The 23,038-nt window shown below is 71.7% G+C and carries 22 protein-coding genes; 12 read left to right on the top strand and 10 right to left on the bottom strand.

Annotated elements, in window-relative coordinates; genetic code table 11:
* Positions 1-76 precede the first annotated feature (76 nt).
* The 10 genes from ACGFR9_RS28745 (at position 77) to ACGFR9_RS28700 (ending at position 10,432) form a co-directional block, all read left to right on the top strand.
* On the top strand, positions 77-1,108 hold the full coding sequence (locus ACGFR9_RS28745; RefSeq protein ID WP_393213930.1) for a sugar ABC transporter substrate-binding protein: 1,032 nt from the start codon (positions 77-79) through the stop codon (positions 1,106-1,108).
* Complete coding sequence (locus ACGFR9_RS28740; protein WP_393213928.1) at positions 1,108-2,658, top strand: sugar ABC transporter ATP-binding protein; 1,551 nt, start codon at positions 1,108-1,110, stop codon at positions 2,656-2,658. Before ACGFR9_RS28745 ends, ACGFR9_RS28740 begins: the two co-directional genes overlap by 1 nt.
* A 78-nt stretch (positions 2,659-2,736) precedes the next feature.
* Positions 2,737-3,192 (top strand): D-ribose pyranase, encoded by a 456-nt coding sequence (rbsD, locus tag ACGFR9_RS28735; RefSeq protein ID WP_393213925.1) that lies wholly within the window; start codon positions 2,737-2,739, stop codon positions 3,190-3,192.
* A 114-nt stretch (positions 3,193-3,306) separates the two neighbouring features.
* The gene (deoC, locus tag ACGFR9_RS28730) at positions 3,307-4,020 is read left to right on the top strand and encodes a deoxyribose-phosphate aldolase (protein ID WP_393213923.1); all 714 of its coding nucleotides are present in this window, start codon (positions 3,307-3,309) and stop codon (positions 4,018-4,020) included.
* A 105-nt stretch (positions 4,021-4,125) separates the two neighbouring features.
* The gene (locus tag ACGFR9_RS28725) at positions 4,126-4,884 is read left to right on the top strand and encodes a GntR family transcriptional regulator (RefSeq protein WP_030225621.1); all 759 of its coding nucleotides are present in this window, start codon (positions 4,126-4,128) and stop codon (positions 4,882-4,884) included.
* 213 nt (positions 4,885-5,097) lie between these two features.
* Positions 5,098-7,482, top strand: a complete 2,385-nt coding sequence (locus tag ACGFR9_RS28720) for a phosphoketolase (RefSeq protein WP_393213920.1) — start codon at positions 5,098-5,100, stop codon at positions 7,480-7,482.
* A gap of 178 nt (positions 7,483-7,660) precedes the next feature.
* Positions 7,661-8,566 carry a universal stress protein gene (locus tag ACGFR9_RS28715; RefSeq protein WP_393213917.1) on the top strand — a complete coding sequence of 302 codons (906 nt, stop codon included), beginning with the start codon at positions 7,661-7,663 and terminating at the stop codon, positions 8,564-8,566.
* Positions 8,567-8,605: 39 nt separating this feature from the next.
* Entirely contained in the window at positions 8,606-9,499 is an 894-nt protein-coding gene (locus ACGFR9_RS28710; protein ID WP_393213914.1) for a universal stress protein, read from the top strand.
* Between the two features lie 59 nt (positions 9,500-9,558).
* The gene (locus ACGFR9_RS28705) at positions 9,559-10,065 is read left to right on the top strand and encodes a flavodoxin domain-containing protein (protein WP_393213911.1); all 507 of its coding nucleotides are present in this window, start codon (positions 9,559-9,561) and stop codon (positions 10,063-10,065) included.
* 184 nt (positions 10,066-10,249) lie between these two features.
* Positions 10,250-10,432: a hypothetical protein gene (locus ACGFR9_RS28700; protein WP_393213909.1), complete on the top strand. Its 183-nt coding sequence runs from the start codon at positions 10,250-10,252 to the stop codon at positions 10,430-10,432.
* A 39-nt stretch (positions 10,433-10,471) separates the two neighbouring features.
* Here ACGFR9_RS28700 and ACGFR9_RS28695 read toward each other — a convergent pair whose 3' ends face one another.
* Positions 10,472-11,908, bottom strand: a complete 1,437-nt coding sequence (locus tag ACGFR9_RS28695; protein ID WP_393213907.1) for an endo-1,4-beta-xylanase — start codon at positions 11,906-11,908, stop codon at positions 10,472-10,474.
* A 447-nt stretch (positions 11,909-12,355) separates the two neighbouring features.
* Here ACGFR9_RS28695 and ACGFR9_RS28690 point away from each other — a divergent pair, with 447 nt between their 5' ends.
* Positions 12,356-13,780, top strand: a complete 1,425-nt coding sequence (locus ACGFR9_RS28690; protein ID WP_393213904.1) for a non-reducing end alpha-L-arabinofuranosidase family hydrolase — start codon at positions 12,356-12,358, stop codon at positions 13,778-13,780.
* Between the two features lie 21 nt (positions 13,781-13,801).
* On the opposite strand, the gene ACGFR9_RS28685 is transcribed toward ACGFR9_RS28690, so the two are convergent.
* Positions 13,802-13,927 carry a hypothetical protein gene (locus ACGFR9_RS28685; protein WP_393213901.1) on the bottom strand — a complete coding sequence of 42 codons (126 nt, stop codon included), beginning with the start codon at positions 13,925-13,927 and terminating at the stop codon, positions 13,802-13,804.
* Positions 13,924-14,640: a GNAT family N-acetyltransferase gene (locus ACGFR9_RS28680; protein ID WP_393213898.1), complete on the bottom strand. Its 717-nt coding sequence runs from the start codon at positions 14,638-14,640 to the stop codon at positions 13,924-13,926. The genes ACGFR9_RS28685 and ACGFR9_RS28680 overlap by 4 nt, the downstream gene beginning before the upstream one ends.
* A 65-nt stretch (positions 14,641-14,705) precedes the next feature.
* Between ACGFR9_RS28680 and ACGFR9_RS28675 the strand changes: the two genes are divergently transcribed.
* Complete coding sequence (locus ACGFR9_RS28675) at positions 14,706-15,371, top strand: phosphatase PAP2 family protein (RefSeq protein WP_393213895.1); 666 nt, start codon at positions 14,706-14,708, stop codon at positions 15,369-15,371.
* A gap of 7 nt (positions 15,372-15,378) precedes the next feature.
* Here ACGFR9_RS28675 and ACGFR9_RS28670 read toward each other — a convergent pair whose 3' ends face one another.
* The 7 genes from ACGFR9_RS28670 to ACGFR9_RS28640 are packed head-to-tail and all read right to left on the bottom strand — an operon-like array spanning position 15,379 to position 23,036.
* Positions 15,379-16,716 (bottom strand): glutamate-1-semialdehyde 2,1-aminomutase, encoded by a 1,338-nt coding sequence (locus tag ACGFR9_RS28670; RefSeq protein WP_393214268.1) that lies wholly within the window; start codon positions 16,714-16,716, stop codon positions 15,379-15,381.
* 13 nt (positions 16,717-16,729) lie between these two features.
* Positions 16,730-17,281 (bottom strand): dTDP-4-dehydrorhamnose 3,5-epimerase family protein, encoded by a 552-nt coding sequence (locus tag ACGFR9_RS28665; RefSeq protein ID WP_393213892.1) that lies wholly within the window; start codon positions 17,279-17,281, stop codon positions 16,730-16,732.
* Complete coding sequence (locus ACGFR9_RS28660; protein WP_393213889.1) at positions 17,278-18,504, bottom strand: polysaccharide pyruvyl transferase family protein; 1,227 nt, start codon at positions 18,502-18,504, stop codon at positions 17,278-17,280. Before ACGFR9_RS28660 ends, ACGFR9_RS28665 begins: the two co-directional genes overlap by 4 nt.
* Complete coding sequence (locus ACGFR9_RS28655) at positions 18,501-19,448, bottom strand: glycosyltransferase family 2 protein (RefSeq protein ID WP_393213886.1); 948 nt, start codon at positions 19,446-19,448, stop codon at positions 18,501-18,503. Before ACGFR9_RS28655 ends, ACGFR9_RS28660 begins: the two co-directional genes overlap by 4 nt.
* A complete protein-coding gene (locus tag ACGFR9_RS28650; protein WP_393213883.1) occupies positions 19,445-20,734 on the bottom strand; it encodes a hypothetical protein in 1,290 nt (429 codons plus the stop codon). The genes ACGFR9_RS28655 and ACGFR9_RS28650 overlap by 4 nt, the downstream gene beginning before the upstream one ends.
* A gap of 5 nt (positions 20,735-20,739) precedes the next feature.
* Positions 20,740-22,023 (bottom strand): DUF4910 domain-containing protein, encoded by a 1,284-nt coding sequence (locus ACGFR9_RS28645; RefSeq protein WP_393213880.1) that lies wholly within the window; start codon positions 22,021-22,023, stop codon positions 20,740-20,742.
* Positions 22,011-23,036 (bottom strand): NAD-dependent epimerase/dehydratase family protein, encoded by a 1,026-nt coding sequence (locus tag ACGFR9_RS28640; RefSeq protein ID WP_393213877.1) that lies wholly within the window; start codon positions 23,034-23,036, stop codon positions 22,011-22,013. Before ACGFR9_RS28640 ends, ACGFR9_RS28645 begins: the two co-directional genes overlap by 13 nt.
* Between the last annotated feature and the right edge of the window lie 2 nt (positions 23,037-23,038).

The following is a 23,038-nucleotide window of genomic DNA, read 5'->3' as shown; positions in this document are numbered from 1 at the left end:
GTACGCCCGAACGCCGCCCCACCGGCCCTTCCTCCCCGAACGCCCCCAGATCCACGGACTCGACGAAGGAGCCCTCATGTCCCCGCGCACCCTCCTCAGAGGCCTCACGGCCGCCACCGCCGCCGCCGCGGCACTCGCCCTCACCGCCTGCGGCGCCGTCACCTCCGCCGACAGCGGATCCGGCGGATCCGGCGACGGCTCCTTCAAGCTCGCCTCGTACATCCAGCAGCGGATCGACGACGACAAGCCGATGCGCATCAAGCTCAGCTACCACGACCCGTCCCTCGCCTTCGCCACCCCGATCGGCGCGGGGATGAAGAAGGCCGGCAAGGAGCTGGGCGCCGACGTCTCCCTCATCGGCCCCACCGGCGGCGACGCGGCCAAGCAGGTCTCCGAGATACAGACGCTCATCCAGCAGAAGGCCGTGGACGGGCTCGCCGTCTCCTCCGCCTCCAGCGACGCTCTCAAGCCCGTGATCAGCCAGGCGTACAAGGCGGGCATCCCGATCATCTCCTTCAACACCGACAACCCCGACTCCGAGCAGATGGGCTTCGTCGGCCAGGACCTCAAGGGCTCCGGCAAGGCCCAGGCCGAACAGCTCCGCAAGGGCCTCGAGGGTGATGTCAACGGCAAGTCCGTCGTGGTCTTCTCCGTCGACACCGGCGCCGGCTGGTCGCACGACCGCTTCAACGGCTTCAAGGAGGGCCTGGACGGCAGCGGGCTGAAGATCGTCGGCCCGGTCAACGTGGGCAACGAGCCCAACAGCGCCTACAACACGGTCGAGTCGACCATGTCCGGCCAGTCCGACGTGGTCGCCGTCGCCGGCCTCGACTGCTGCTCCACCACGGCCGCCGCCAAGTGGGTGGGCCAGTCCGGCAAGGCCGACACCATCACCATGGGCGGCTTCGACCTGCTGACCCAGACCGCCGAGTACATCGAGCGCGGCGTCCTGGACTTCAGCATCAGCCAGAACCCGTCCGAGCAGGGCTACCAGGCCGTCAAGGTGCTGCACGACTTCCTCGTCGACGGCACCGAGATCAAGGGCGTGGACACCGGCGCCCAGTTCATCACCCAGGACAACCTCGCCGACGCGACCGTGGAGGACTGATGACCCCCACACCCCACGCCGCCTCCCCGGGGGGCCCGGACCGCCCCGGCGGTCCGGCCGTCCAAGTCCGCGGTCTCACCCGGAACTTCGGGCCGGTCCGCGCCCTGCGCGACGTCTCCTTCGACGTCCCCGCCGGCGACATCACCGCCCTCCTCGGCGAGAACGGCGCCGGCAAGTCGACCCTGCTCAAGATCCTGGCCGGTCTCCAGCCGCCCAGCGAGGGCAGCGTCACCGTGTTCGGCGAGGAGGTCACCTCCTTCGAACCGGCCTCCATGCTCAGCCGGCACGGCGTCGCGATCGTCCCCCAGGAACTGTCGCTGCTGGCCGACCGCACCGTCGCCGAGAACGTGCTCAGCGGCGTCGAACCGGGCAACCGCTTCTTCCCCTCCCGGCGCCGCATGCTGGAGCGCACCACCGAACTCCTCGCCGAACTCGACCTCCAGCTGGACCCGAACGCCTCCGTCCGCACCCTGGACCTGGCCACCCAGCAGCTCATCGTGGTGGCCCGTTCCATCGCCCGGGGCTGCCGCGTCCTGATCCTGGACGAACCCACGGCGATGCTCACCCCCGCCGAGGCCGACCGCCTGTTCGCCCTCATGGACAGGCTCAAGGCCAACGGGACGACCATGCTCTACGTCTCCCACCGCATGCCGGAGGTCTTCCGTCTGGCCGACCACATCCAGGTCCTGCGCGACGGCGGCCACGTCGCCTCCTGGCGCAGCGAGGACACCACCCCCGACCAGGCCGTCGCCGCCATGGTCGGCCGTGAACTGGGCCGGTTCACCCGCCGGGCCGGCGCCGCCGATCCCGCCGTCGAACCAGCTCTCAGAGTCACGGAGCTGAGTGGCAAACGGCACCGGGACGTCTCCTTCGAACTGCGCCCCGGAGAGATCCTCGGCGTCGCCGGACTCCCCGACTCCGGCCGTGTCGAACTGCTCCACAACCTCTTCGGAGCGGACCCCGGAACCGGCGGCACGGTGGAACTGCTCGGAAAGCCCTACGAGCGGCGCAACCCGATCGCCAGCGTCGAACGCCGGCTGGCGTTCGTCCCCGGCGAGCGCCGCGCCCAGGGCCTGCTGACCACGATGAGCGTCGGCGAGAACGTCGGCGCCCTCACCACGAAGGCGTTCAGCCGGCTCGGTCTGATCCGCCGGCGCGCCTTCGACGCGGACGCCACCGAACAGGCCCAGCGGCTGCGGGTGAAGACCGCCACCATGACCCAGCCCATCACCAGCCTGTCCGGCGGCAACCAGCAGAAGGCAGTCCTCGGCCGCTGGCTCGCCATCGACCCGGGCGTGCTCATCCTCGACGAGCCCACCCGCGGCGTCGACATCGGCGCCAAGGCCGAGATCTACGACCGGCTCACCGCGCTCGCCGACAAGGGCCTGGCGATCCTCTGCTCCTCCTCCGACCTGCCCGAACTGCTCACCCTGACCGACCGCGTCGCGGTGATGAGCGAAGGCCGCCTGGTGGCCGTCGTCGACTCCGCGGACGCCACCGAGGAATCCGTGATGACCCTCGCCACCGGAGCGGCACCTGCCGCGGCCTGACCCCCGCGGACCCCGTCCGCCCGCGGCACCCCCGTGGGCCCCGGCCCTCCCCGGGGCCCCACCCGAAAGGAACCCACCATGAAGCGCTCAGGCATCCTCAACGCCGAACTGAGCGGAGTCCTCGCCACCCTCGGTCACACCGACCTGCTGCTCGTCGTCGACGCCGGCTTCCCCGTGCCGCGTGACGCGCACCGTGTCGACCTGGCCCTCGCCGAGAACCTGCCCGATCTGCGCACCGTCCTCGGCCTGATCGCCGACGAACTGGTCGTCGAGGGTGTGGTCCGCGCCGAGGACGTCCCGAGCCACAACCCCCGCCTCGACTCGTGGCTGCACGAGCGTTTCGCCGGCGCCGAGTTCACCACCCGCCCGCACGCCGAGGTCCTCGGCGACCTCGCCCGCGAGGCCAAGGCCGTGGTGCGTACCGGAGCCTTCGAGCCCTGGGGAAACATCGGCCTCTACTGCGGCGTCGACGCGCCCCGCTGGTTCGGCGGCGAAGACGTCGTCGTCCCGGAGCAGTACGCGTCCAAGGTCTGAGCCGCCGCCCGGCAGACGGGCCCGGCACCGTCAACTCGCGGCGGCAGCCCACGGAGAAGACCCGGCGGCCGATCCGCCGGGCTCCTGCCGCCACCACCCAAGGGAGATCACCCCGTGTCCGAAACCACCGTCAATCGCGCCGAACTCAGCCTCAGCCCGGCCGAGTTGGCGCCGTTCATCCAGCACACCAGGATCGACCCGGACGCGACGCGCGACGAGATGATCGCCCACGCCCAGGAGGCCGTCACCCACGGCTTCAACGCGGCGATGGTCCCCGCCTCGTGGCTCCCGCTCGTCGTCACCGAGCTCAAGGGCACCGGCGTCGAGGTGGCGTCCGCCCTGGACTTCCCGACCGTCGGCGTCATGACCAGCGCCGGGAAGGCCGCCGAGGCCGCCGAGATCGCCCGCCTCGGCGCCGACCAGCTCGACATCGGCGTACAGGTCGGCTGGCTCAAGAGCGGCCGCTACGACGACTTCCGCGAGGACATCGCGGGCGTCGTGCGCGCCTCGGGCCTGCCCGTCAAGGTGATGCTGGAACTGCCGCTGCTGACCGACGCCGAAAAGGAGGCCGCGGTCGAACTCGCCATGGAGGCGGGCGCGTCCTTCCTGAAGAACGCCAGCAGCGGCCAGATCGAGACTGCGAATCCGACCAGTGTTCGTTACCTTGTTGACCGGGCGCGGGAAGGCGTCCGGGTGAAGGCGTCCGGCTCGATCAAGAGCTACCGCCAGGGCCTGGAGCTCCTGCGGGCGGGCGCCTCCCTGCTCGGGACCAGCGCCGGGCTGGCGATCATCACCGACACCGGTGACGCGTCCACCGTCAGCTACTGACCGGACAGCACCGCCGTCCCCCGGCCGCCCACCGCGGCCGGGGGACGGCTTCCACGCCGGAGCGGCACCCGCCCCGGTGAGAGCGGAGAAGGAGATGCGACCACTGTGACGGCCGACAAAGGCGGAGTCCCAGGCATCAGAAGGGACGTCCCCACGGCGATCCACGTCCAGATCTCGGAGCACATCCGGCTGCGGATCGCCGGCGGCGAGTGGCCGCCGCACTACCGTCTCAAGAGCGAGCCGGAGCTGGCCCGGGAGTTCGGCGTCAGCCGCGGCACGCTGCGCAGGGCGCTGACCACGCTGATCGAGGAGGGCCTGCTCCGCCAGGTCCGGGGCCGGGGCACGTTCGTGACCTCGACCACGATCGAGCCCGCCATCGCCCAGAAACTCAGCACCCTCTCGGAGGACTTCGCCGACCAGGGCGTGGTGACCACGACCACGGTGCGCGAGTGCGCCCTGATCGCACCGCCCAAACCGGTCGCGGCCCTGCTGGACGTGACCCCGGGCACCCGGGTCCTGCGGCTGGTGCGGGTACGGCGCACCGAGCAGGGACCGGTCGCCCTGCTGTTCAACTTCGTACGCACCGACCTCGCGCCCGGTATCGAGGAGGTCGATTTCACCTCGGCCAGTCTCTTCGGCGTCCTGGAGGGCACCTACGGACTGAAGATCGCCACGGCCCGCCGTACCTTCGGCGCCGAGGCGGCCGGCGCCGACGTCGCCGACGCCCTCGACCTCGCCGAGGGCGCCCCCGTCCAGTACCTCCAGCAGGTCACCTACCTCGCCGACGACCGGCCCGTCGAGTACTCCGACGTCTGGATCCACAGCGGCCGCCTCCGCGTGACCTCCCTCCTGCTCCGCCGCTGACCCCGGCGCAGACCGTCCGGCCCCGTCCACCCCGCCGCACCGGGGAGGGCGGGGCCGCGGCGCTGGGCCCGTCGGCGGCAACACCGTCCGGGCGATGCGGGCGGAAGGGCCCGGTCGGCCCTGTCGGGTACCCGGGGAACCGGGGAAGAGTGGGACGAAAGGCTCCGCAGGACCCTCCGCCGGCCGAATCGTCGATCCGCAAGGGAACCCAGCATGTCCGTCGATCCGCAACAGTTGCCCGGTTCGCTCACAGACGAGGAAGCGAGGGCACTGGACGCCCATTGGCGTGCCGCGAACTATCTGTCCGTCGGCCAGATCTACCTGATGGCGAACCCCCTGCTCACCGAACCGCTGCGCCCCGAGCACGTCAAGCCGCGGCTGCTCGGTCACTGGGGCACCTCGCCCGGCCTGAATCTCGTGTACACGCACCTCAACCGGCTCATCCGCTCCCGCGGCCGGGAAGCGCTCTGCGTGTGGGGCCCCGGCCACGGGGGGCCCGCCGTGGTCGCCAATTCCTGGCTGGAGGGGTCGTACACGCAGACCTACCCGGACGTGACCCGGGACGCCGCCGGGATGGCACGGCTGTTCCGGCAGTTCTCCTTTCCCGGGGGTGTGCCCAGTCATGTGGCGCCGGAGACGCCCGGCTCCATCCACGAGGGCGGCGAACTGGGGTACGCCCTCTCGCACGCCTACGGGGCCGCCTTCGACAACCCCGGCCTGCTGGTCGCCTGTGTCATCGGCGACGGTGAGGCGGAGACCGGGCCGCTGGCCGCCTCCTGGCACTCCAACAAGTTCCTGGACCCGGTGCACGACGGCGCCGTCCTGCCGGTCCTGCACCTCAACGGCTACAAGATCGCCAATCCCACGGTGCTCTCCCGGCTGCCGGAATCCGAACTCGACGACCTCCTCAAGGGGTACGGGCACGAGCCCATCCACGTCACCGGCGACGAACCGGCCGCCGTGCACCGCGCCATGGCCCACGCCATGGACACCGCCGCCGACCGCATCGCCGGCATCCAGCGCGCCGCCCGCGAGGACGGGGCGACCGAACGGCCCCGCTGGCCGGTGATCGTGCTGCGCACCCCGAAGGGCTGGACCGGCCCCGCCGAGGTCGACGGCCTTCCCGTGGAAGGGACCTGGCGAGCCCATCAGGTCCCCCTGTCCGCCGTACGGGACAACCCCGAGCATCTGAGGCAGCTCGAGGAATGGCTCCGCTCCTACCGGCCGCGGGAACTGTTCGACGAACACGGAGCGCCCCGTCCCGACGTCCTGGCGTGCGTCCCCGACGGGCCCCGCAGGCTGGGTTCGACCCCGCACGCCAACGGCGGCCTGCTGGTACGCGAACTCCCGCTGCCGCCACTGGAGCGGTACGCCGTCCCCGTCGACAAGCCGGGCGCGACCCTGCACGAACCCACCCGCGTCCTCGGCGACCTGCTGGAGAACGTCATGCGCGGGACCGCCGACCGGCGCGACTTCCGGCTGGTCGGCCCCGACGAGACGGCGTCCAACCGCCTCCAGGCCGTCTACGCGGCCAGCGGCAAGGCATGGCAGGCCGGCACCCTCGAGGTGGACGAACACCTGGACCGCCACGGCCGGGTGATGGAGATCCTCTCCGAACACACCTGCCAGGGCTGGCTGGAGGGCTATCTGCTCACCGGCCGGCACGGACTGTTCTCCTGCTACGAGGCGTTCGTCCACATCGTCGACTCCATGGTCAACCAGCACATCAAATGGCTGCGCGTGACCCGCCGCCTGCCCTGGCGCGCCCCCATCGCCTCCCTCAACTACCTGCTCACCTCGCACGTCTGGCGCCAGGACCACAACGGCTTCTCCCACCAGGACCCCGGCTTCGTCGACCACATCCTCAACAAGAGCCCCGAGGTCGTACGGGTCTATCTGCCGCCGGACGCCAACACCCTGCTCTCCGTCGCCGACCACGCCCTGCGCAGCAGGGACTACGTCAACGTCGTCGTCGCCGGCAAACAGCCCTGCTTCGACTGGCTGACCATGGAGCAGGCCAGGGCGCACTGCGCGCGCGGCGCCGGCGTCTGGGACTGGGCCGGCACCGAGAGCGGCGAGCGGGAACCGGACGTGGTGCTCGCCGCGGCCGGAGACGTTCCCACACAGGAGGTACTGGCCGCCGCGCAGCTGCTCCGTGACCATCTGCCGGAACTGGCGGTCCGGGTCGTGAACGTCGTCGACATCGCCCGGCTGCTGCCGAGCGGCGAACACCCGCACGGGATGACGGACTTCGAGTACGACGGCCTCTTCACCCCCGACAAGCCGGTCGTCTTCGCCTACCACGGCTACCCGTGGCTGATCCACCGGCTGGCCTACCGCCGCACCGGCCACCGGCATCTGCATGTGCGCGGCTACAAGGAGATCGGCACCACCACCACACCGTTCGACATGGTGGTCCGCAACGACCTGGACCGCTACCGGCTGGTCATGGACGTCATCGACCGCGTCCCCGGCCTCGCCGTGCGCGCCGCGGCCGTACGTCAGGAGATGGAGGACACCCGGCTGCGCCACCACGCGTACATCCGCGAGCACGGTGTCGACCTGCCCGAGGTCGCCGACTGGTCGTGGGACGGCTGACCGGAGCCCGACGGGCCCGGACCGCGGACATCGGATCCGCTGTCCGGGCCCCGCCGCGTCCATCGGCCCGCCCCGCCCGGCAGGGACCGTCGGCCCCGTTCCGGGGACCACAGGCCCCTGCCCCGTGAGACCGCCGGGAGGGACGCTGGGAGCAGGACGGACACCGGAGGTGGGCGGCATGGCACGCACGATCACCGTGGGACTCGACGGCTCGCCGGAGAGCCGGGCGGCCGCGGAGTGGGCGGCCCGCGAGGCCGCGCTGCGCCGGGCGCCGGTACGGCTGCTGCACGTGTGGCAGCCGGTACCGGAGCCCATGGCCCAGGCCCCGCTCCTCGGCGCCGAGACGCATCAGCACTGGACCGAGCGGATCCCCAGGGAAGCCGCCGAGGGCCTCGAACTGCGGCACCCCGGTGTCGAGGTGACCACCGAACAGCGGTCCGGAGCCCCCGCTGACGCACTGCTGGACGCCGCCCGCGACGCGGAACTGCTGGTACTGGGCTCGCGGGCCCTGAGCGGCCTGGCGGGCTTCCTGATCGGGTCCGTCGGCCAGTCGGTGATCGCCCGCGCCGAGGTGCCCGTGGTCCTCGTCCGCGCGGGTGAACAGGCCGCCGACGAACACGTCAAGGACCCCGCCGGCATACCGTCCGCCGCCACCGGTTTCCGGCCCGTGGTCCTGGGCGTGGACCCCGGAAGCCCCGACGACACGGTGCTCACCTTCGCGTTCGAGGAGGCACGGCGCCGCGAGGCGACGCTGACCGTCGTCGCGGGCTGGAACCTGCCGCCCTACTCCGTCTACGGTCTGGCCGCGGGCGTCGACCCCCGCGCGGAGGTCGCCCGCGAGCAGACCGCCGCCCTCACCGAAGTGCTTCTGCCCTGGCGGGAGAAGTACCCGGACGTCGAGGTGACGGAACGGTCCCGGCTCGGCAGCCCCGCCAATCACCTCGTCGACGCGGCCCACGACGCCTCCCTCGTCGTCGTCGGCCGCCGTATCCGCCGCAGCCCGTTCGGCGTGCACATCGGTGCCGTCGCCCACGCGGTCCTGCACCACGCCACCACCCCCGTCGCCGTCGTCGCGCACGGCTGACGCGGTTCACCGGGAAGAGGGACGGAAGGAGCGGGAACCATGAAGGCATCGGTCGTCCGGGAGTTCACGGAACCCCTGCCCGTCGTCGTCGGCGCCGACGGCTCCGAGCCGAGTCTGCGCGCCGTCGACTGGGCGGCCGACGAGGCCGCCCTGCACGGAGTGCCGCTGCGGATCGTCCACGCCTACCGCTGGGACCGGTACGAGGGTGCCGCGCCTGCCCGGGAGCACGGCGAGCCGTCCGTGCGCGTGACGCCCGACGACGTTCTCGTCGTCGCCACCCGCCGCGCCCGCCGGCACCACCCGGACCTCACCGTCACCGCCGAAGCGGTGGCCGAGGAACCGGAGTACGTCCTCCTGCGTGCGGCCCGCGACGCGTCCGCGGTGGTCGTGGGCACCCGCGGGCGCGGTGGCGTCGCCGACCTCCTGCTCGGCTCCGTCAGCCTGACCGTGGCCACCTCGGCGGGCTGCCCGGTGATCGTCATCCGGGGCAGCCACGACAACCGGGCCGTCGGCGGCCGGCCCGGCGGCATCCTCGTCGGCGTGGCCGACGCCCCCACGGCGGCGGTGCGCTTCGCCTCCGAGGAGGCCCGGCGGCGCGGGACCGCCCTGGAGGCCGTACGGGCGTGGCGATGCCCCACGCACGACACGGCCGATCACGCGCTGCTCGCGGGCACGCCCGAGCGGGTGCACGAGGAACGGGCGGCCAAGGAACTGGAGGCCGCGCTCGCCGGTGTCCCGGCGGATGTGCGGCTGCGGCGGCACACGGTCGAGGGCCCCGCCCGCCGGGTGCTGCTGACCGCCTCGCACGAGGCGGACCTGCTGGTCGTCGGCCGACGGCGTCCCGGGCAGTTCGGGCACCGCCTCGGCCGGGTCGCCCACACGCTTCTGCATCACTCCGCCTGCCCGGTCGCGGTCGTACCCGACACGGACTGACGGGCCCGGGACCGTGGCGCGCGGGCGTCGCGGACGACCGAGGAAGGAGGAGGATCACCATGGACGAGAGGGTGCTGGTCGCCTACGGGTCGGCCAACGGATCGACGGAGAGGATCGCCGAGACCGTGGCGGAGGTGCTGCGGACGGCGGGGATCACGGCCGAGGCGCTGCCCGCCGGGTCCGTGACGGACCCGGACCGCTACGAAGCGGTGGTGGTCGGCGGCGCCCTGTACGCGGGGCGCTGGCACAAGGACGCCAGGCGCTTCGTACGACGCAACCGCGGAGCGCTGTCGCGACGGCCGGTCTGGTTCTTCAGCTCGGGGCCGCTCGATTCGACGGCCTCGGAGCGGGACATCCCGCCGGTACCGGGCGTCAGGAGGGCCATGGACAGGCTGGACGTCAGGCAGCACGTCACCTTCGGCGGTTGCCTCACCGAAGGCGCGCACGGTCGTGTGGCCGGCATGATCCTCCGCAGCGGCAAGGGCGGTGACTTCCGCGACTTCGCCGTGATCGAGCACTGGGCGGCGGACGTGGCGAGGGAGATCGACGCGATGACGTCCCCGTGAGCAGTGCGGTCCCCCGTGCCCCCGGCATCCGGTCTCCCGGAGACGGGGGCACGGTCGTGTCCGGCCGCTTGGCGGGTCAGCGGGCCCGACCGGGGTCACCCGGCATGCTCCCTCGGCTGTCGTCAGGGAGGCACGCGTCGCCGTCCGGGAGGCGCCGACGAGGCGTCCGTTCACGGCGACGGACATGGACGCCGTCCTGCGTCGCGCCCCCACCCCCGCCCCGGCCCACACCAGTGTGCCGGGCTCCCGCGACGCCGGACGCCGGCGGTTCCCGCACGGTCTGCGGGACGGCACGTCACGCGTACCGGACTTCGCCCACGGCGTCGCCCGGCATCGCGGTGTCGCGTCCGTGAGGACGGAGGCGTGACCGGATGCCGGGCCTCGATGCGGTGAGCCGCGCGTCCCGTCAGGTACGGGTCCAGCGCTGGTTGCTGCCGTTCGAGCAGGAGTAGAGCTGGATCAGGGTTCCGTTGGCGGTTCCGGCCGAGGCGGCGTCGAGGCAGAGGCCGGACTGGACTCCGACGATGGAACCGTCGGAGTTGAGGCGCCACTTCTGGTTGTCGCCGCCCCAGCAGCTGTAGATCTGGACCTTGACGCCGTTGCCGGTGCCCGCGGCGTCCAGGCACTTGTCGCCGTAGACGCGGAGTTCGCCGGCGTCGGTGTACGTCCACTGCTGGTTGCTGTTGCTGTGGCAGTCCCACAGCTGGAGCTGGGTGCCGTCGGTGGTGCTCGCGCTGGGCACGTCCAGACAGCGGCCCGAAGCGACGCCCTTGATCTGTCCGCCGTCCGTGGGAGGCGTGGTGGTGTCGCCGCCGTTGAGCGCGTCGAGGACGGCGGTGTAGGCGGCCTTCTTGCCGCCGTTGTTGTTGAACAGCAGCGGTGTCTGCTCCGACCGCCACGAGTCGCTGTCGCGCACGCCCCAGACGGTGATGCCGAGGCAGCGCTGGACGGCCAGGCAGTCCTTTGTCACATTGGCGTAGGTCGAGGCCGGGGCGCCCTGGATGTCGAGTTCGGTGACGGCCACGTCGACGCCGAGGGCGGCGAAGTTCTGCAGCGTGGTGCGGAAGTTGCTGTCGTACGGGCTGCCGCTGTTGAAGTGCGCCTGGAAGCCGACGCAGTCGATCGGCACGCCGCGCTGCTTGAAGTCCCGGACCATCGAGTACATGGCCTGGGTCTTGGCCCAGTTCCAGTTCTCGACGTTGTAGTCGTTGTAGCAGAGCTTGGCGGACGGGTCGGCGGCGCGCGCGGTGCGGAAGGCGACCTCGATCCAGTCGTTGCCGCTGCGTTGCAGGTTGGAGTCCCGGCGGGCGCCCGAACTGCCGTCGGCGAACGCCTCGTTGACCACGTCCCACTGGACGATCTTGCCCTTGTAGTGGGCCATCACGCCGTTGATGTGGTCGATCATCGCCTGGCGCAGTGAACTGCCGCTGAGGCTCTGCATCCAGCCGGGCTGCTGGGAGTGCCAGGCCAGGGTGTGACCGCGCACCTGCTTGCCGTTCTGCACCGCCCAGTTGTAGACGCGGTCGGCGGAGCTGAAGTTGAACTGGCCCCGCTGTGGTTCGGTGGCGTCGATCTTCATCTCGTTCTCGGCCGTCACCATGTTGAACTCACGGCCCGCGATCGAGGTGTACGTCGAGTCGCCGAGCTTGCCCGAGGCGATGGCGGTGCCGAAGTAGCGTCCGCTCTGCGCGGCCGCGGCGCCGAGTGTGCTCTCGGCGGCGTGTGCGGCCGGCGGTGGTGCGGCCAGTGCGGTGGCCGCACCGAGGGTGCCGATGGTCAGCGCCATCAGTAAGCCGCGGATCTTCCCGCGGACGGCGGGTCCGGTAAGGGCGTACGAGCCCATGCTGTGCCTCCAGGGGGGCATAGGGGGCGGGCGGAGGCCGGCACCTGTTCGGCGTATCGAGCCGAGGCCGGTTTCTCAGACAGGAATGATTGAGGTGTTGATGATGCCCCGTCAACACTCCTGACGGGAAAAGTTTCTGTCCCCGCGTCGAAACTTTCGAGGGATTGTTGACGGTGTCGTTGACAGGGGTCTCCTGTGCACTTCGCTCGCGGATCCATGGCCTTACTTCGGGTTACACGCCCTGCGGCCCAGGTGACGTGCGGCATTCCATGGAGGGGATCCGAAGAATGTTTCGGAATCGATGGCGACACGTGCGAGGGGTACTGACGCCGATCGACGGCTCCCTATCATTCAGGCTGCTCGATACTGCGACACTCGTTCGGTATCCCGAACGTCAACGCCGGGTGTCGTCACCTCGACCGTCCACTCAAGTTTGGGGAAGTCTCCATGCGTAGACGAAGTATCAGCCGCCGGTATCCGTCCGCGGTGCTCGCCGCCGTGGTCGCGACCCTGGCCGCGCTGGCGGCGCTGCTCGTGGCCACTCCGGCCCAGGCCGCCGATACCGGGGCCTTACGCGGTACCGGTTCGAACCGGTGTCTCGATGTGCTGGGCGCCGCACAGACCGACGGTACGCAGTTGCAGATCTACGACTGCTGGGGCGGCACCAACCAGCAGTGGACGCTGACGGACGCCAACCAGCTGACCGTGTACGGCAACAAGTGCCTCGACGTGCCGGACCACGCCACCACGGCCGGCACCCGGGTGCAGATCTGGAGCTGCAGCGGCGCCGCGAACCAGCAGTGGCGGGTGACCTCGGACGGCACGGTCGTCGGCGTGGAGTCCGGACTGTGCCTGGACGTGAAGGACCACGGCACGGCCAACGGCACGGCGGTCCAGCTCTGGACGTGCAACGGAGGCGCCAACCAGAAGTGGACCGGCCTGACCGGGACACCGCCGGACGGCTCGTGTTCCTCCCTGCCGTCGACGTACCGCTGGTCCTCGACGGGTGTCCTGGCGCAGCCGAGGAGCGGATGGGTCGCGCTGAAGGACTTCACCGCGGTGAAGTACAACGGCAGGAACCTGGTCTACGGGTCCACCTCGAACGGAACGTCGTACGGCTCGATGGTGTTCAGCCCCTTCACCAACTGGTCCGACATGGCGTCGGCCGGCCAGAACGCGATGAGCCAGGGCGCGGTGGCGCCCACGCTGTTCTACTTCGCGCCCAAGAACGTGTGGGTGCTGGCTTACCAGTGGGGTTCGGCGGCCTTCATGTACCGCACCTCGAGCGACCCGACCAACGCCAATGGATGGTCCTCTCCACAGCCGCTGTTCACCGGGAGCATCTCCGGCTCCGACACCGGCCCGATCGACCAGACGCTGATCGCCGACGGCCAGAACATGTACCTGTTCTTCGCCGGCGACAACGGCAAGATCTACCGGGCGAGCATGCCGATCGGGAACTTCCCGGGCAACTTCGGCTCCTCGTACACCACGATCATGAGCGACACCAAGGCCAACCTGTTCGAGGGAGTGCAGGTCTACAAGGTCAAGGGCCAGAACCAGTACCTCATGATCGTCGAGGCGATGGGCGGGAACGGGCGCTACTTCCGCTCCTTCACCGCGTCCAGCCTGAACGGGTCCTGGACCCCGCAGGCCGCCAGTGAGGGCAACCCCTTCGCGGGCAAGGCCAACAGCGGTGCGACCTGGACCAACGACATCAGCCACGGTGACCTGGTCCGCGACAACCCCGACCAGACCATGACCATCGACCCCTGCAACCTGCAGCTCCTCTACCAGGGCAAGGACCCGAACGCGGGCGGCGAGTACAACGCGCTGCCGTGGCGCCCGGGAGTCCTCACCCTGCGCCGCTGAGGTGGGGAGGGCGCCGCGCCGTCACGGCCCGTCGCCCGCTCCTCCGTCCGCCGCGAGTGCCTTGTCGCGGCGGACGGAGGACCAGCCGATCAGGACCGGGACCGGCGTCACCGCGCGGGTCGACGCGGAGCACGACCAGGGGCTCACGCGGACCCCGGGGTGCGAAAGCCCCGGAACGTCACCTGCCTGCGGGTCCTGAAGCCGAGGCGCTCGTACAGCGCGGTCGCGGCGGTGTTGTGCTCGGCCACGTGCAGGAAGGGGCGTTCGCCACGGGCCACGACGCGGGCGGCGAGGGTGCCGACGAGGCGGGCGGCGTGGCCCCGCCCCCGTGCCTCGGGAGCGGTGCAGACGGCGCTGATCTCGGTCCATCCCGGAGGGCGCAGGCGCTCCCCGGCCATCGCCACCAGGGTGCCGTCCACCCGGACGCCGAGGTAGGTGCCGAGCTCGTGCGTGCGCGGCCGGAAGGGCCCCGGCTCGGTCCGCGCGACGAGGCCCAGCATCTCGGGCACATCGGCGGTGCCCAGTTCGACCACACCGGTGTCCGGCCCGGGGGCGCGGCCGTCGCCGTGCCAGATCAGCTGCCGGCCGTCGAGGCTGAAGACGGATTCCCAGTCCGGCGGCGGGAGAGCCGGGCAGTCGAACATGTCGGCGAACGCGCCGGGACCGAGCAGTCCGGCGAGGTCGGCCCAGTCCCGCGTGTCCGGGTCGGCGGTCACGGTGGAGAAGGTCGCCACGTCCGTGAGGTAGGCGGCGGCCCGGCCGCGCCTGCGTGCGAGGTGCGCGTGCCGGCCGGCCAGTGACCCGCCCACCGGGTCGTCGAGCGCCGGATCGTCGTCGTGCGGCATCGTTGCGTCGAGCATGCGCCCAGTCTCACACCCGCGGTCATGTCGCCCCCCGGTCCGGGCGGCGCTGCGATGATGGATCCATGTTGGACGAAGTGGCCCTGCCCACCCGCCCCGGCCGGACGAGGCCACCCGTGCTGCCACCGGCGCTGCGCCGGCGGCTCGCCGTGATCGCCGTGATCGCCGCGCTGGTGGCCGGGGTGTTCGGGGCCGTGTATGCCGGGGACGGGGAGCCCGGCGGCGTCGATGCGCGGGTCGGCGCGGCGGTGTACGGGGCGGGGTGGCAAGTCGCCCAGGCCGTCGACTTCTTGGGGGATCCCGGGGGAGCGGCGCTGCTGGCCGTGGGCGGTGCGGCGGTGTGCCTGCTGATGCGGTGGCCGCGTGCGGCCGTGTTCGTCGTGGCCGGGCCCGGTGCGGCCGCGGGAACGACGACGTTGCTGAAGCCGTTGGTGGGGCGCACCATCCACGGTGACGAGAACCTGTCCTACCCGAGCGGGCACACCGCCTTCCTCACCGCCTTCGCCCTCACGGTGGCGCTGCTCGTGGCCGGCCGGCTCGGCCTCGGCAGAACGGCCGGGCCGGCACTGGTACTCGGCGCGGCACTCGTCGCCGGTGCCGCCATGGGGTGGGCACAGGTCGCCATGGGATCGCACTATCCGACCGACGCCCTCGGCGGCTGGTGCACCGCCCTCGCGGTGGTTCCGGCGACCGCGTGGACCATCGACGCGGTCGCCCGGAAACACCTCTGACGTACTGTCACGCCCGGCTGCGGAACACCGGTTTCACCGGGCGTCCGCCCAGCCAGGGCGTGGGGTCGCCGGCGTCCAGTGCCTTCCGGTACACCGCGCACGCCCCGGCGACCGCCTCGACGGTGTGATCGATGTCCGCGTCGGTGAGCGCGGCGCTCACCACGAACGACGGCGCCAGCACCCCGCCCGCGAGCAGCCGGCGCAGGAACAGGGTGCGGTACTCCTGTGAGGGCCGCCCCCGCTCGTCCAGGGTGGCGTAGACCAGGTTGCTGTCCCGGCCCCGCACGACGACATGGTCGGCCACGCCCATGCCGGCCGCCGCCTCCCGGATGCCCGCCGCCAACTTCGCTCCCAGCGCGTGCAGGTGGGCGGTGACGCCCTCCCGCGTATACGTGGTCTGCACGGCCATCGCCGCCGCCAGCGCGTGCGTCTCCGCACCGTGGGTCGTGGACAGCAGGAACACCCGGTCACCGGAGTGGCGCAGTCCGCCCCGCTCCATCAGATCCCGGCGCCCGGCCAGCGCGGAGACGGCGAAGCCGTTGCCCAGTGCCTTGCCGAAGGTGGAGAGGTCCGGGACGACGCCGTACAGGCCCTGGGCGCCCGCCTCGGACCAGCGGAAACCGGTGATCATCTCGTCGAAGACCAGCACGCACCCGTGCCGGTCGGCGAGTTCGCGCAGTCCGGCGAGGTAGCCGGGCGGCGGTTCGGTGTGGGTGGCGGGTTCGAGGATGACGCAGGCGATCTCGCCCCCGTACCGGGTGAGCAGCTCCTCGGTGGCGGGCAGGTCGCCGTACGGGAACGACACGGTCAACTCGGTCGTCCGTGCCGGGATTCCGGCGGACATCGGCGTGGTGCCGATGAACCAGTCGTCGACGGAGAAGAACGGGTGGTCGGCACAGAGGGCCACCCGCGGGCGCCCGGTGGCCGCGCGGGCCAGGCGTACCGCGGCCGTCGTGGCGTCGGAGCCGTTCTTCGCGAACTTCACCATCTCGGCGGTCGGCACGGTGGCCAGGAAGCGTTCCGCCGCCTCGGCCTCCACGAGGGACGGCCGGACGAAGTTGCTGCCGCGGTCCAGTTCCCGCCGCACCGCCTCGGTCACGCGCGGGTGGGCGTGACCGAGGCTGACCGAGCGCAGACCGGAGCCGTATTCGACGTAGCGGTTGCCGTCGACGTCCCACACATGGGCGCCCCGGCCGTGGCTGATGACCGGGGCCAGATCCTCGGGGTACTGGTCGTCGCCCTTGGCGTAGGTGTGCGCGCCGCCGGGGATCAGGGCGTTCAGCCGCTCGTTCGCCTCCCGCGAGCGGGGCAGCGAGAAGTCGTCGGTGTCCGGGGTGTCCGGGATCTCCACGGTGTTCTCAACTCTCCCTGTTCTTCAGGACGTCGGCCAGACTCGGCGCCTCACGGTCCCGCTGGGACATCGATACGGCCGGCAGCGGCCAGGGGATGGCGAGTCCGGGATCGTCGAAGGCGATCGTCACGTCCTCCGCCGGGTCGTGCGGGCGGTCGATCCGGTACGACGTGTCGGCGGTGTCGGTGAGTGCCTGGAAACCGTGCGCGCAGCCCGCCGGGATGTACAGCGTCGCCTGCGTCTCACCGGACAGCTCGAAGAAGGCCCGGCCCAGATACGTCGGTGAGTCCGGCCGCAGATCCACGACCACGTCGAAGATCCTCCCGTACGAGCACCGCACCAGCTTGGCCTCACCCGCGCCGGAGCGCAGATGCATGCCGCGCAGCACGCCCCGCACCGAGCGGGAGACGCTGTCCTGGACGAACGCGTGCGGGTCGAGGCCCACCGAGCGGACCACGTCCGCGTCGAACGTACGGCAGAAGAAGCCGCGTTCGTCGCTGTACGGCGTCGGCTCGAACAGGAACGCTCCCGAGACCGCCGGGACTTCGGTCACTCTCATCGAGTCTCCTGCCGTGCGGAAGTGCCGGTGCCGAAGAGAACGGCGGCCATGTCGGCGAACTGGCGCTCGACGCGCCGGGCGACGGCCAGATTGCGCTCGGTGAGTGTCCGGCGTAACTCGGGCGACCTGCGCTCCAGTTCACGGAACCGCTCCAGCAGCCGGTCCGCGTCGGCCTCGCGCGCCGGGTGGCAGAACTCGCCCAGCCCCATGTCGGCCATGAGCGCGTCACTCTTCGCCGAATAGCTGAGCGCGAGCGTCGGGGTGCCGGCCTTCAGCGCGCAGACCAGATTGTGGTACCGGGTCGCGACCACGGCGTCGGCGCACGCCGTCTCCTTCATCAGATCGGCCAGGGACGCCGCCTCGGCGACGGTGACCAGCGGCGAGCCCACCGCGTCGGCGATCGCGGCGGCCACCGGCCGGTCGAGCTCGTCCCCGGTGAGCAGCCGCACGGGCCGGCCGTCCTCTGCCAGCGCGCGGACGAACCGGGTCGTCCCCTCCAGATAGCGGCGGTGGATCTCCTCCGCCCGGTCACGCTCGTCGTTGTTCCCGTGGAAGTCCATGACACCGACGCACACCGGGCCGGACATGCCCGCGGCCTCGTTCGGCACCGGGGCGGGCAGCGCGAACACGAGGTCCGCGTAGATCCCGTCCCGCGAGGTGTCCACGCCCATCGCCCGCATCGCGTCACGCGAGTGGGTGTCGCGGTAGGACCGGTACGCGGCCAGCCGGGTCGACCAGCGGGTCAGGAACCGGGTCGGCCGGTTGCCGATCGGCCCTGCGCCAACGCTGACCAGTGCCACCTTGGTGCCGAACAGCCGCCCCGTCGCGCACAGCAGGAACAGCGAGTACGGGAACCCCCACGGCCGCAACGGCAGCGTGGTCTCCAGGACACCCGTGCCCGGCACGATCACCGCGTCGTGCCGGCGCACCCAGGCGGCGGTGCGGACGACGTCGACGAGCTTGCCCAGCGCCTTGCCCGCCATCGCGCCCACCCGGGACGCGGTCCGGTACTCCCCGCGGTACCAGTTCAGCCGCGTCGTGTGGATCCCGTACCGGGTGGCGACCACCTCGGGCCCGCCGCACATCGAGTCCACCACCGCCTCCGGGTGCGCGGCGCGGAGGTGGTCGAGCACGGCCTCCAGCGAGCCGTCGTTGCCGCTGTTCCCCGAGCCGAGCAGACCGAACACACCGACCCGTAACGGCTTCTCCTGCGCAGACCTCATGCCTGCCTCCCTTCACGGCCGGCGACGAGGGCGTCGACGGAGACGGTGAGCCGGGCCGGGTCGACCGGGGCGCGGTCCTCGACCCGCTCGCCGGCGCCCGGACGGACCCTGCTGGTCATCCACGAGGCGAGGTGCCGGTAGCAGGCACGCCGGTCGGCCGCGGACAGCGGCGCCCGCCGCACCGCCGACCCGAACCCCAGGACGTACTCGGCGAGCAGCCGGGGTGTCGGATGCAGCGGTCCCGCCCTGCGTGGGTCCAGATTGACGCACCTGGACCGCTTGGAGGGGTTCGCCCGCTCGGCGCGGGTGGGGTGGTCGCGGCGGAAGTACAGCAGCTCCGGCACCTGGTGGAAGGGGCCGTGCAGGGTGATCTCGGCGACGAAGGTGCGGTCGGCGTGGTGGTAGCTGTCGTGCGGCTTCACCCGGCGCAGCACGTCGGCCCGCATCACCCCGTAGAAGTCGTCGCCCCCGGGCTCGAACAGCAGACTGCGGAAGCGCTCCGGCGCGTGCGGCGAGTCGGTGGCGAGTCCGTACTCGTACGGCACCTTCACCTTGCCCTCGCCGTCGATGACCGCCTGACCGGAGTGCGCGAGGATCACGTCGGGGCGCTCGTCGAGCGCCTCCACACAGCGCCGCAGCAGATCACGGGCGTACAGGTCGTCGTGCGAGGCCCATTTGAACAACTCGCCCCGGCACTCGGTGAACACGAAGTTGTGGTTCGGCGCGGCACCGATGTTCCGGGTCAGCCGGACATGGCGGATACGCGAGTCCTTCGCCGCGTAGCGGCGGCAGATGTCCTGGGTCCCATCGGTCGAGGCGTTGTCGGAGATGACCAGTTCGAAGTCCTCGTAGGTCTGGCCCAGCAGGGCGTCGAGCGATTCGGCCAGATACTCCTCGCCGTTGTAGACGGGCAGGCCGATGCTCAGCCGGGGGTGGGGGGTCATGGATTCCTCACTTCGGGAACGGAATGGTCTTGGCGCTCACGCAAAGCGGCCCGCAACTGCAGCCACCACACGGCGGAGCCGCACACGGACGCCGCGGCGGCACCCCAGGCCGAGCCGACCACGCCGCCGGCGACCGCGCCGCCGAGCCCGCCGGTGACATAGCAGGCGGAGGCGAACAACTGGGAGCGAAGGCTGCGCCGGGCCGCCGCGAGCGCGCGCAGCCCGGACGCCGCGCCGGTGCCGAGGCCGGCGGCCGCGACACCGAGCGTGACCGGCACGATGAGCTCGGCGGCGGAGCTCCAGACGTCACCGAGGACGAGCTCACCGAGCCGGTCCGGCACCAGCAGCAGTACCGCGCCCCACAGCAGCGCGGCGACGGCCTGCCCGCCGCCGAGCAGGAAACAGAACGGTCCGAGCCGGTGCGGTGCCTGCCGCAGCACCCGCGCCGCCTCCGCGACGGTGACCAGCGACAGGCCCATCAGGATGGCGAGGAACGGGCCCAGCAGCAGTTCCGCGCCCCGGACCACCCCGACCGCGCCGACGCCGACGATCACACCGAGCCCGTACGCCCGTATCTGGCCGGCGCCGCTGACACCGACGTTCTCGGCCAGATACCGGTAGCCGAGGTCGCGGTGGTCGCGGTGCCAGTCGCGCGCCCCGCCCGGCCGGGGCCGGATGCCGGACTGCAACCAGCCGTACGCTCCCGCCACCGCGGCGGCCCCGCCCCAGGCGAGCAGGAACGCGGTCACCGTGCCCACGCGGGCCGCGACCACCATGGCCGGGACGAGCGCGACACCCCACACGACGTCGTTGACGAACGCCTTCCGGCCGACGCCGGCGGCGAAGAACGCGTACCGCCAGGCGTCCTGCAGCAGCAGCCCCGGCAGTACGACGCCCAGACCGGCGAACGCGGCCCCCACCTGGCCGCCGATGGCCAGACCGGCGGCCAGCGACACCGTGCCGATGCCGGTGCCGACGAGCAGCGCGGTGCCCGACGACCGGGCCACGGCCCCGCGCCAGACCGCTTCCGGCACGCCGCTGAAGCGCACCACGAGAGGGTCGGTGGCCAGCCCGCGGGAGACGTTGAGCACCACGCCGTACGTCACCCAGGCCAGACTGAACACACCGAACGCGGTCAGTCCCAGTGAGCGGGCCACATAGACGCCGACCACGAAGTTGGACAGGCTGGAGGCCGCCTGGTCGGCCAGCCCCCAGGACAGCCGCCCGACGACGCCCCGCCGGGCGGGCCCCGGCGGTGTCGTCGTCTCCTCCCCCTCGGCGGTCATCGGCGTCACGCCTTGATCAGCCCGGTGCCGTGCAACGCGTCGGCCGCGTCGGCGATCGTGTCGAACGGCAGCCCGGACCGCTCCGCGACGTCCAGCAGACCGTGCTCGCCGTCGGAGAGGCTGAGCACCCAGAGCATGGCCAGCTGGGCCTGCTTGGCGTCGCTGCGTCCGCCGAGCGAGTCGTACAACCCCCTCCTTCCCAGCTGCGGTTCGCCGTACGGGCTGAGGTTGACGTACCGCCGGTTGCGGTCGAGCACGGCGAACGCCTCACGGCAGACGGCGAGCGTGTCGGCCATCGCCTCGGGGGAGACGAAGTCCAGGTTGTCCGCCGAGGTGTGGTACTCGGGGTAGCCCGCGTACGGGGTCCGGGTGAGCGAGCCCACGCCGAGGTCGAACCCGGGGGAGCAGTACTGCCGCTCGTCGTAGCCGTACGGAGTGAACTCGGTGATGCGGTGCGGGCGTTCGGAGGAGGCCAGGACGTGCCGCAGCACCCGGTCGATCTCCGCGTCGCCACGCCGGCTGCGCTTGTACGTCAGCTGTCCCGGGTCGCCCGCGCAGGCCAGCACGAGTCCGTGCTTGACCCGGTCCACCCGTTCCCTGTTGCGGGCCAGCCAGGTGATCGCCCCGATGGTGCCGGGGGCGAAGACGAACCGGTAGGTGTAGTACGGCCGTTGCTCCGCGAGCGCCCGGGCCAGGAAGACCGCGACCGCGATGCCGGCCAGGTTGTCGTTGGCCAGCGACGGATGGCAGACATGGCAGGAGACGATCACCTCGTCGGGAACCCGGCCGGGGACGACATGCTCGCCGTAGGTGAGATGACCGTCGGCGAGTGTGGAGTCGACACGCACCTCGTACTCGCCGTCCGGGAGCGCGTCCAGGGTCTCCTGAGCCAGGCAGAAGCCCCACTTCGGCTCGTAGTAACTGGTGCGGTACGGCACCCAGGACGGATGGTCCGGCAGGGTGTGCAGGTGTTCGCGCAGCTCGGCCAGCGGCATGGTCGCCGACACCGGCACGCTGTAGCCGAGCACATGCAGGCTGGACGCGCGGAAGTCGACGACCCGGTGGCCGCCGGCGTCCGCGACGTACGCGTCGCGGATGTTCCACTCCTGCGGCACCGTCCAGTCGAGGACCCGCGTCCCGGTCGGCACCTCATGCATGCGCAGGGGGATGTACTCGTCGACGATGCCCAGGGTGGCGCGCACACCGTCGCCCGTGATGCTCCGGCACAGCGGGTACATCCGCTCCACCAGCGCGTACATCTCCTCGCCGGGCTGGGTCATCGGCGCCACCGCAGGGTGTCGTCGACGGTGCCGGCGTCGGACGCCGCGCGCAGCACGGCGAGCCGGGTGAAGCGCTGCTCGAAGCCCTCCCGGGTCAGCCCGTGCCGCCGGTAGGCGTCGGCGAGTTCGAGCGCGCCCTGCTTCACCGTCCACTCGCAGTCGAAGCCGGGTATCGCGGCACGGAACCGGGAGAAGTCCACCCGGTAGGAGCGCGGGTCGGCACCCGTCTCCCCAGTGATCACGACCTTGGCGCCGGACACCGCCTCGGCGACCTGCTCGGCGATCTCGGCGACGGTGACGTTGTTGACCTCGCTGCCGATGTTGAACGCCCGGTCGTGCACCGCCTCCCGGGGCGCGACCAGCGCGGCGGCGAAGGCGCGCGCGATGTCGGCGGCGTGCACCAGCGGACGCCACGGGGTGCCGTCGGAGAGCACGAGCACCTCGCCGGACAACAGGGCATGTCCGACCAGGTTGTTGAGCACGATGTCGGCGCGCAGCCGGGGGGAGTGGCCGAAGGCGGTGGCGTTGCGCATGTACACCGGGCTGAAGTCGCCGTCGCAGAGCGCGTGCAGATCGTCCTCCACCCGCACCTTGGACTCCGCGTACGGCGTCACCGGTCGCAGCGGGGCCTCCTCGGTCACCAGGTCGTCGCCGCCGGCGGCGCCGTACACCGAGCAGGTCGACGCGTACAGGAAGCGCTGCACACCGGCGTCACGGGCCAGCCGGGCCAGCCTGACCGACGCGTGGTGGTTGATGTCGTAGGTGAGCTCCGGGGCGAGCGAGCCCAGCGGGTCGTTGGAGAGCGCGGCCAGATGGATCACGGCGTCCACCCCGGCCACATGCTCGGCGGTGACGTCCCGCAGGTCCACCCGCGGCCCCGGCGGGTCCACGGGCGCCGGGCCGAGGACACAGTCGGCGAACAGGCCGGCGTCCAGACCGACGACGTCGTGTCCGGCCGCCGTGAGGACGGGTGCCATCACGGTGCCGAGGTAGCCCTGGTGTCCGGTGAGCAGTACGCGCAAGG

Origin of the sequence: Streptomyces sp. NPDC048584 (genome assembly GCF_043199595.1) — a bacterium.
GTDB classification, from domain to species: domain Bacteria; phylum Actinomycetota; class Actinomycetes; order Streptomycetales; family Streptomycetaceae; genus Streptomyces; species Streptomyces edwardsiae.
Note: the sequence above shows the minus strand (reverse complement) of the source record. Positions and strands in the feature narration are given on the sequence as shown.

Excerpts from the sequence above, each read along its gene's own strand:
- ACGFR9_RS28650 (WP_393213883.1), bottom strand. The coding sequence starts at position 20,734 with ATGACCGCCGAGGGGGAGGAGACGACGACACCGCCGGGGCCCGCCCGG.
- ACGFR9_RS28690 (WP_393213904.1), top strand. The coding sequence starts at position 12,356 with ATGCGTAGACGAAGTATCAGCCGCCGGTATCCGTCCGCGGTGCTCGCC.
- ACGFR9_RS28655 (WP_393213886.1), bottom strand. The coding sequence starts at position 19,448 with ATGACCCCCCACCCCCGGCTGAGCATCGGCCTGCCCGTCTACAACGGC.
- ACGFR9_RS28680 (WP_393213898.1), bottom strand. The coding sequence starts at position 14,640 with ATGCTCGACGCAACGATGCCGCACGACGACGATCCGGCGCTCGACGAC.
- ACGFR9_RS28745 (WP_393213930.1), top strand. The coding sequence starts at position 77 with ATGTCCCCGCGCACCCTCCTCAGAGGCCTCACGGCCGCCACCGCCGCC.
- ACGFR9_RS28720 (WP_393213920.1), top strand. The coding sequence starts at position 5,098 with ATGTCCGTCGATCCGCAACAGTTGCCCGGTTCGCTCACAGACGAGGAA.
- ACGFR9_RS28710 (WP_393213914.1), top strand. The coding sequence starts at position 8,606 with ATGAAGGCATCGGTCGTCCGGGAGTTCACGGAACCCCTGCCCGTCGTC.
- ACGFR9_RS28715 (WP_393213917.1), top strand. The coding sequence starts at position 7,661 with ATGGCACGCACGATCACCGTGGGACTCGACGGCTCGCCGGAGAGCCGG.
- ACGFR9_RS28695 (WP_393213907.1), bottom strand. The coding sequence starts at position 11,908 with ATGGGCTCGTACGCCCTTACCGGACCCGCCGTCCGCGGGAAGATCCGC.
- rbsD (WP_393213925.1), top strand. The coding sequence starts at position 2,737 with ATGAAGCGCTCAGGCATCCTCAACGCCGAACTGAGCGGAGTCCTCGCC.
- ACGFR9_RS28660 (WP_393213889.1), bottom strand. The coding sequence starts at position 18,504 with ATGAGGTCTGCGCAGGAGAAGCCGTTACGGGTCGGTGTGTTCGGTCTG.
- ACGFR9_RS28675 (WP_393213895.1), top strand. The coding sequence starts at position 14,706 with ATGTTGGACGAAGTGGCCCTGCCCACCCGCCCCGGCCGGACGAGGCCA.
- ACGFR9_RS28740 (WP_393213928.1), top strand. The coding sequence starts at position 1,108 with ATGACCCCCACACCCCACGCCGCCTCCCCGGGGGGCCCGGACCGCCCC.
- ACGFR9_RS28700 (WP_393213909.1), top strand. The coding sequence starts at position 10,250 with ATGGACGCCGTCCTGCGTCGCGCCCCCACCCCCGCCCCGGCCCACACC.
- ACGFR9_RS28705 (WP_393213911.1), top strand. The coding sequence starts at position 9,559 with ATGGACGAGAGGGTGCTGGTCGCCTACGGGTCGGCCAACGGATCGACG.
- ACGFR9_RS28665 (WP_393213892.1), bottom strand. The coding sequence starts at position 17,281 with ATGAGAGTGACCGAAGTCCCGGCGGTCTCGGGAGCGTTCCTGTTCGAG.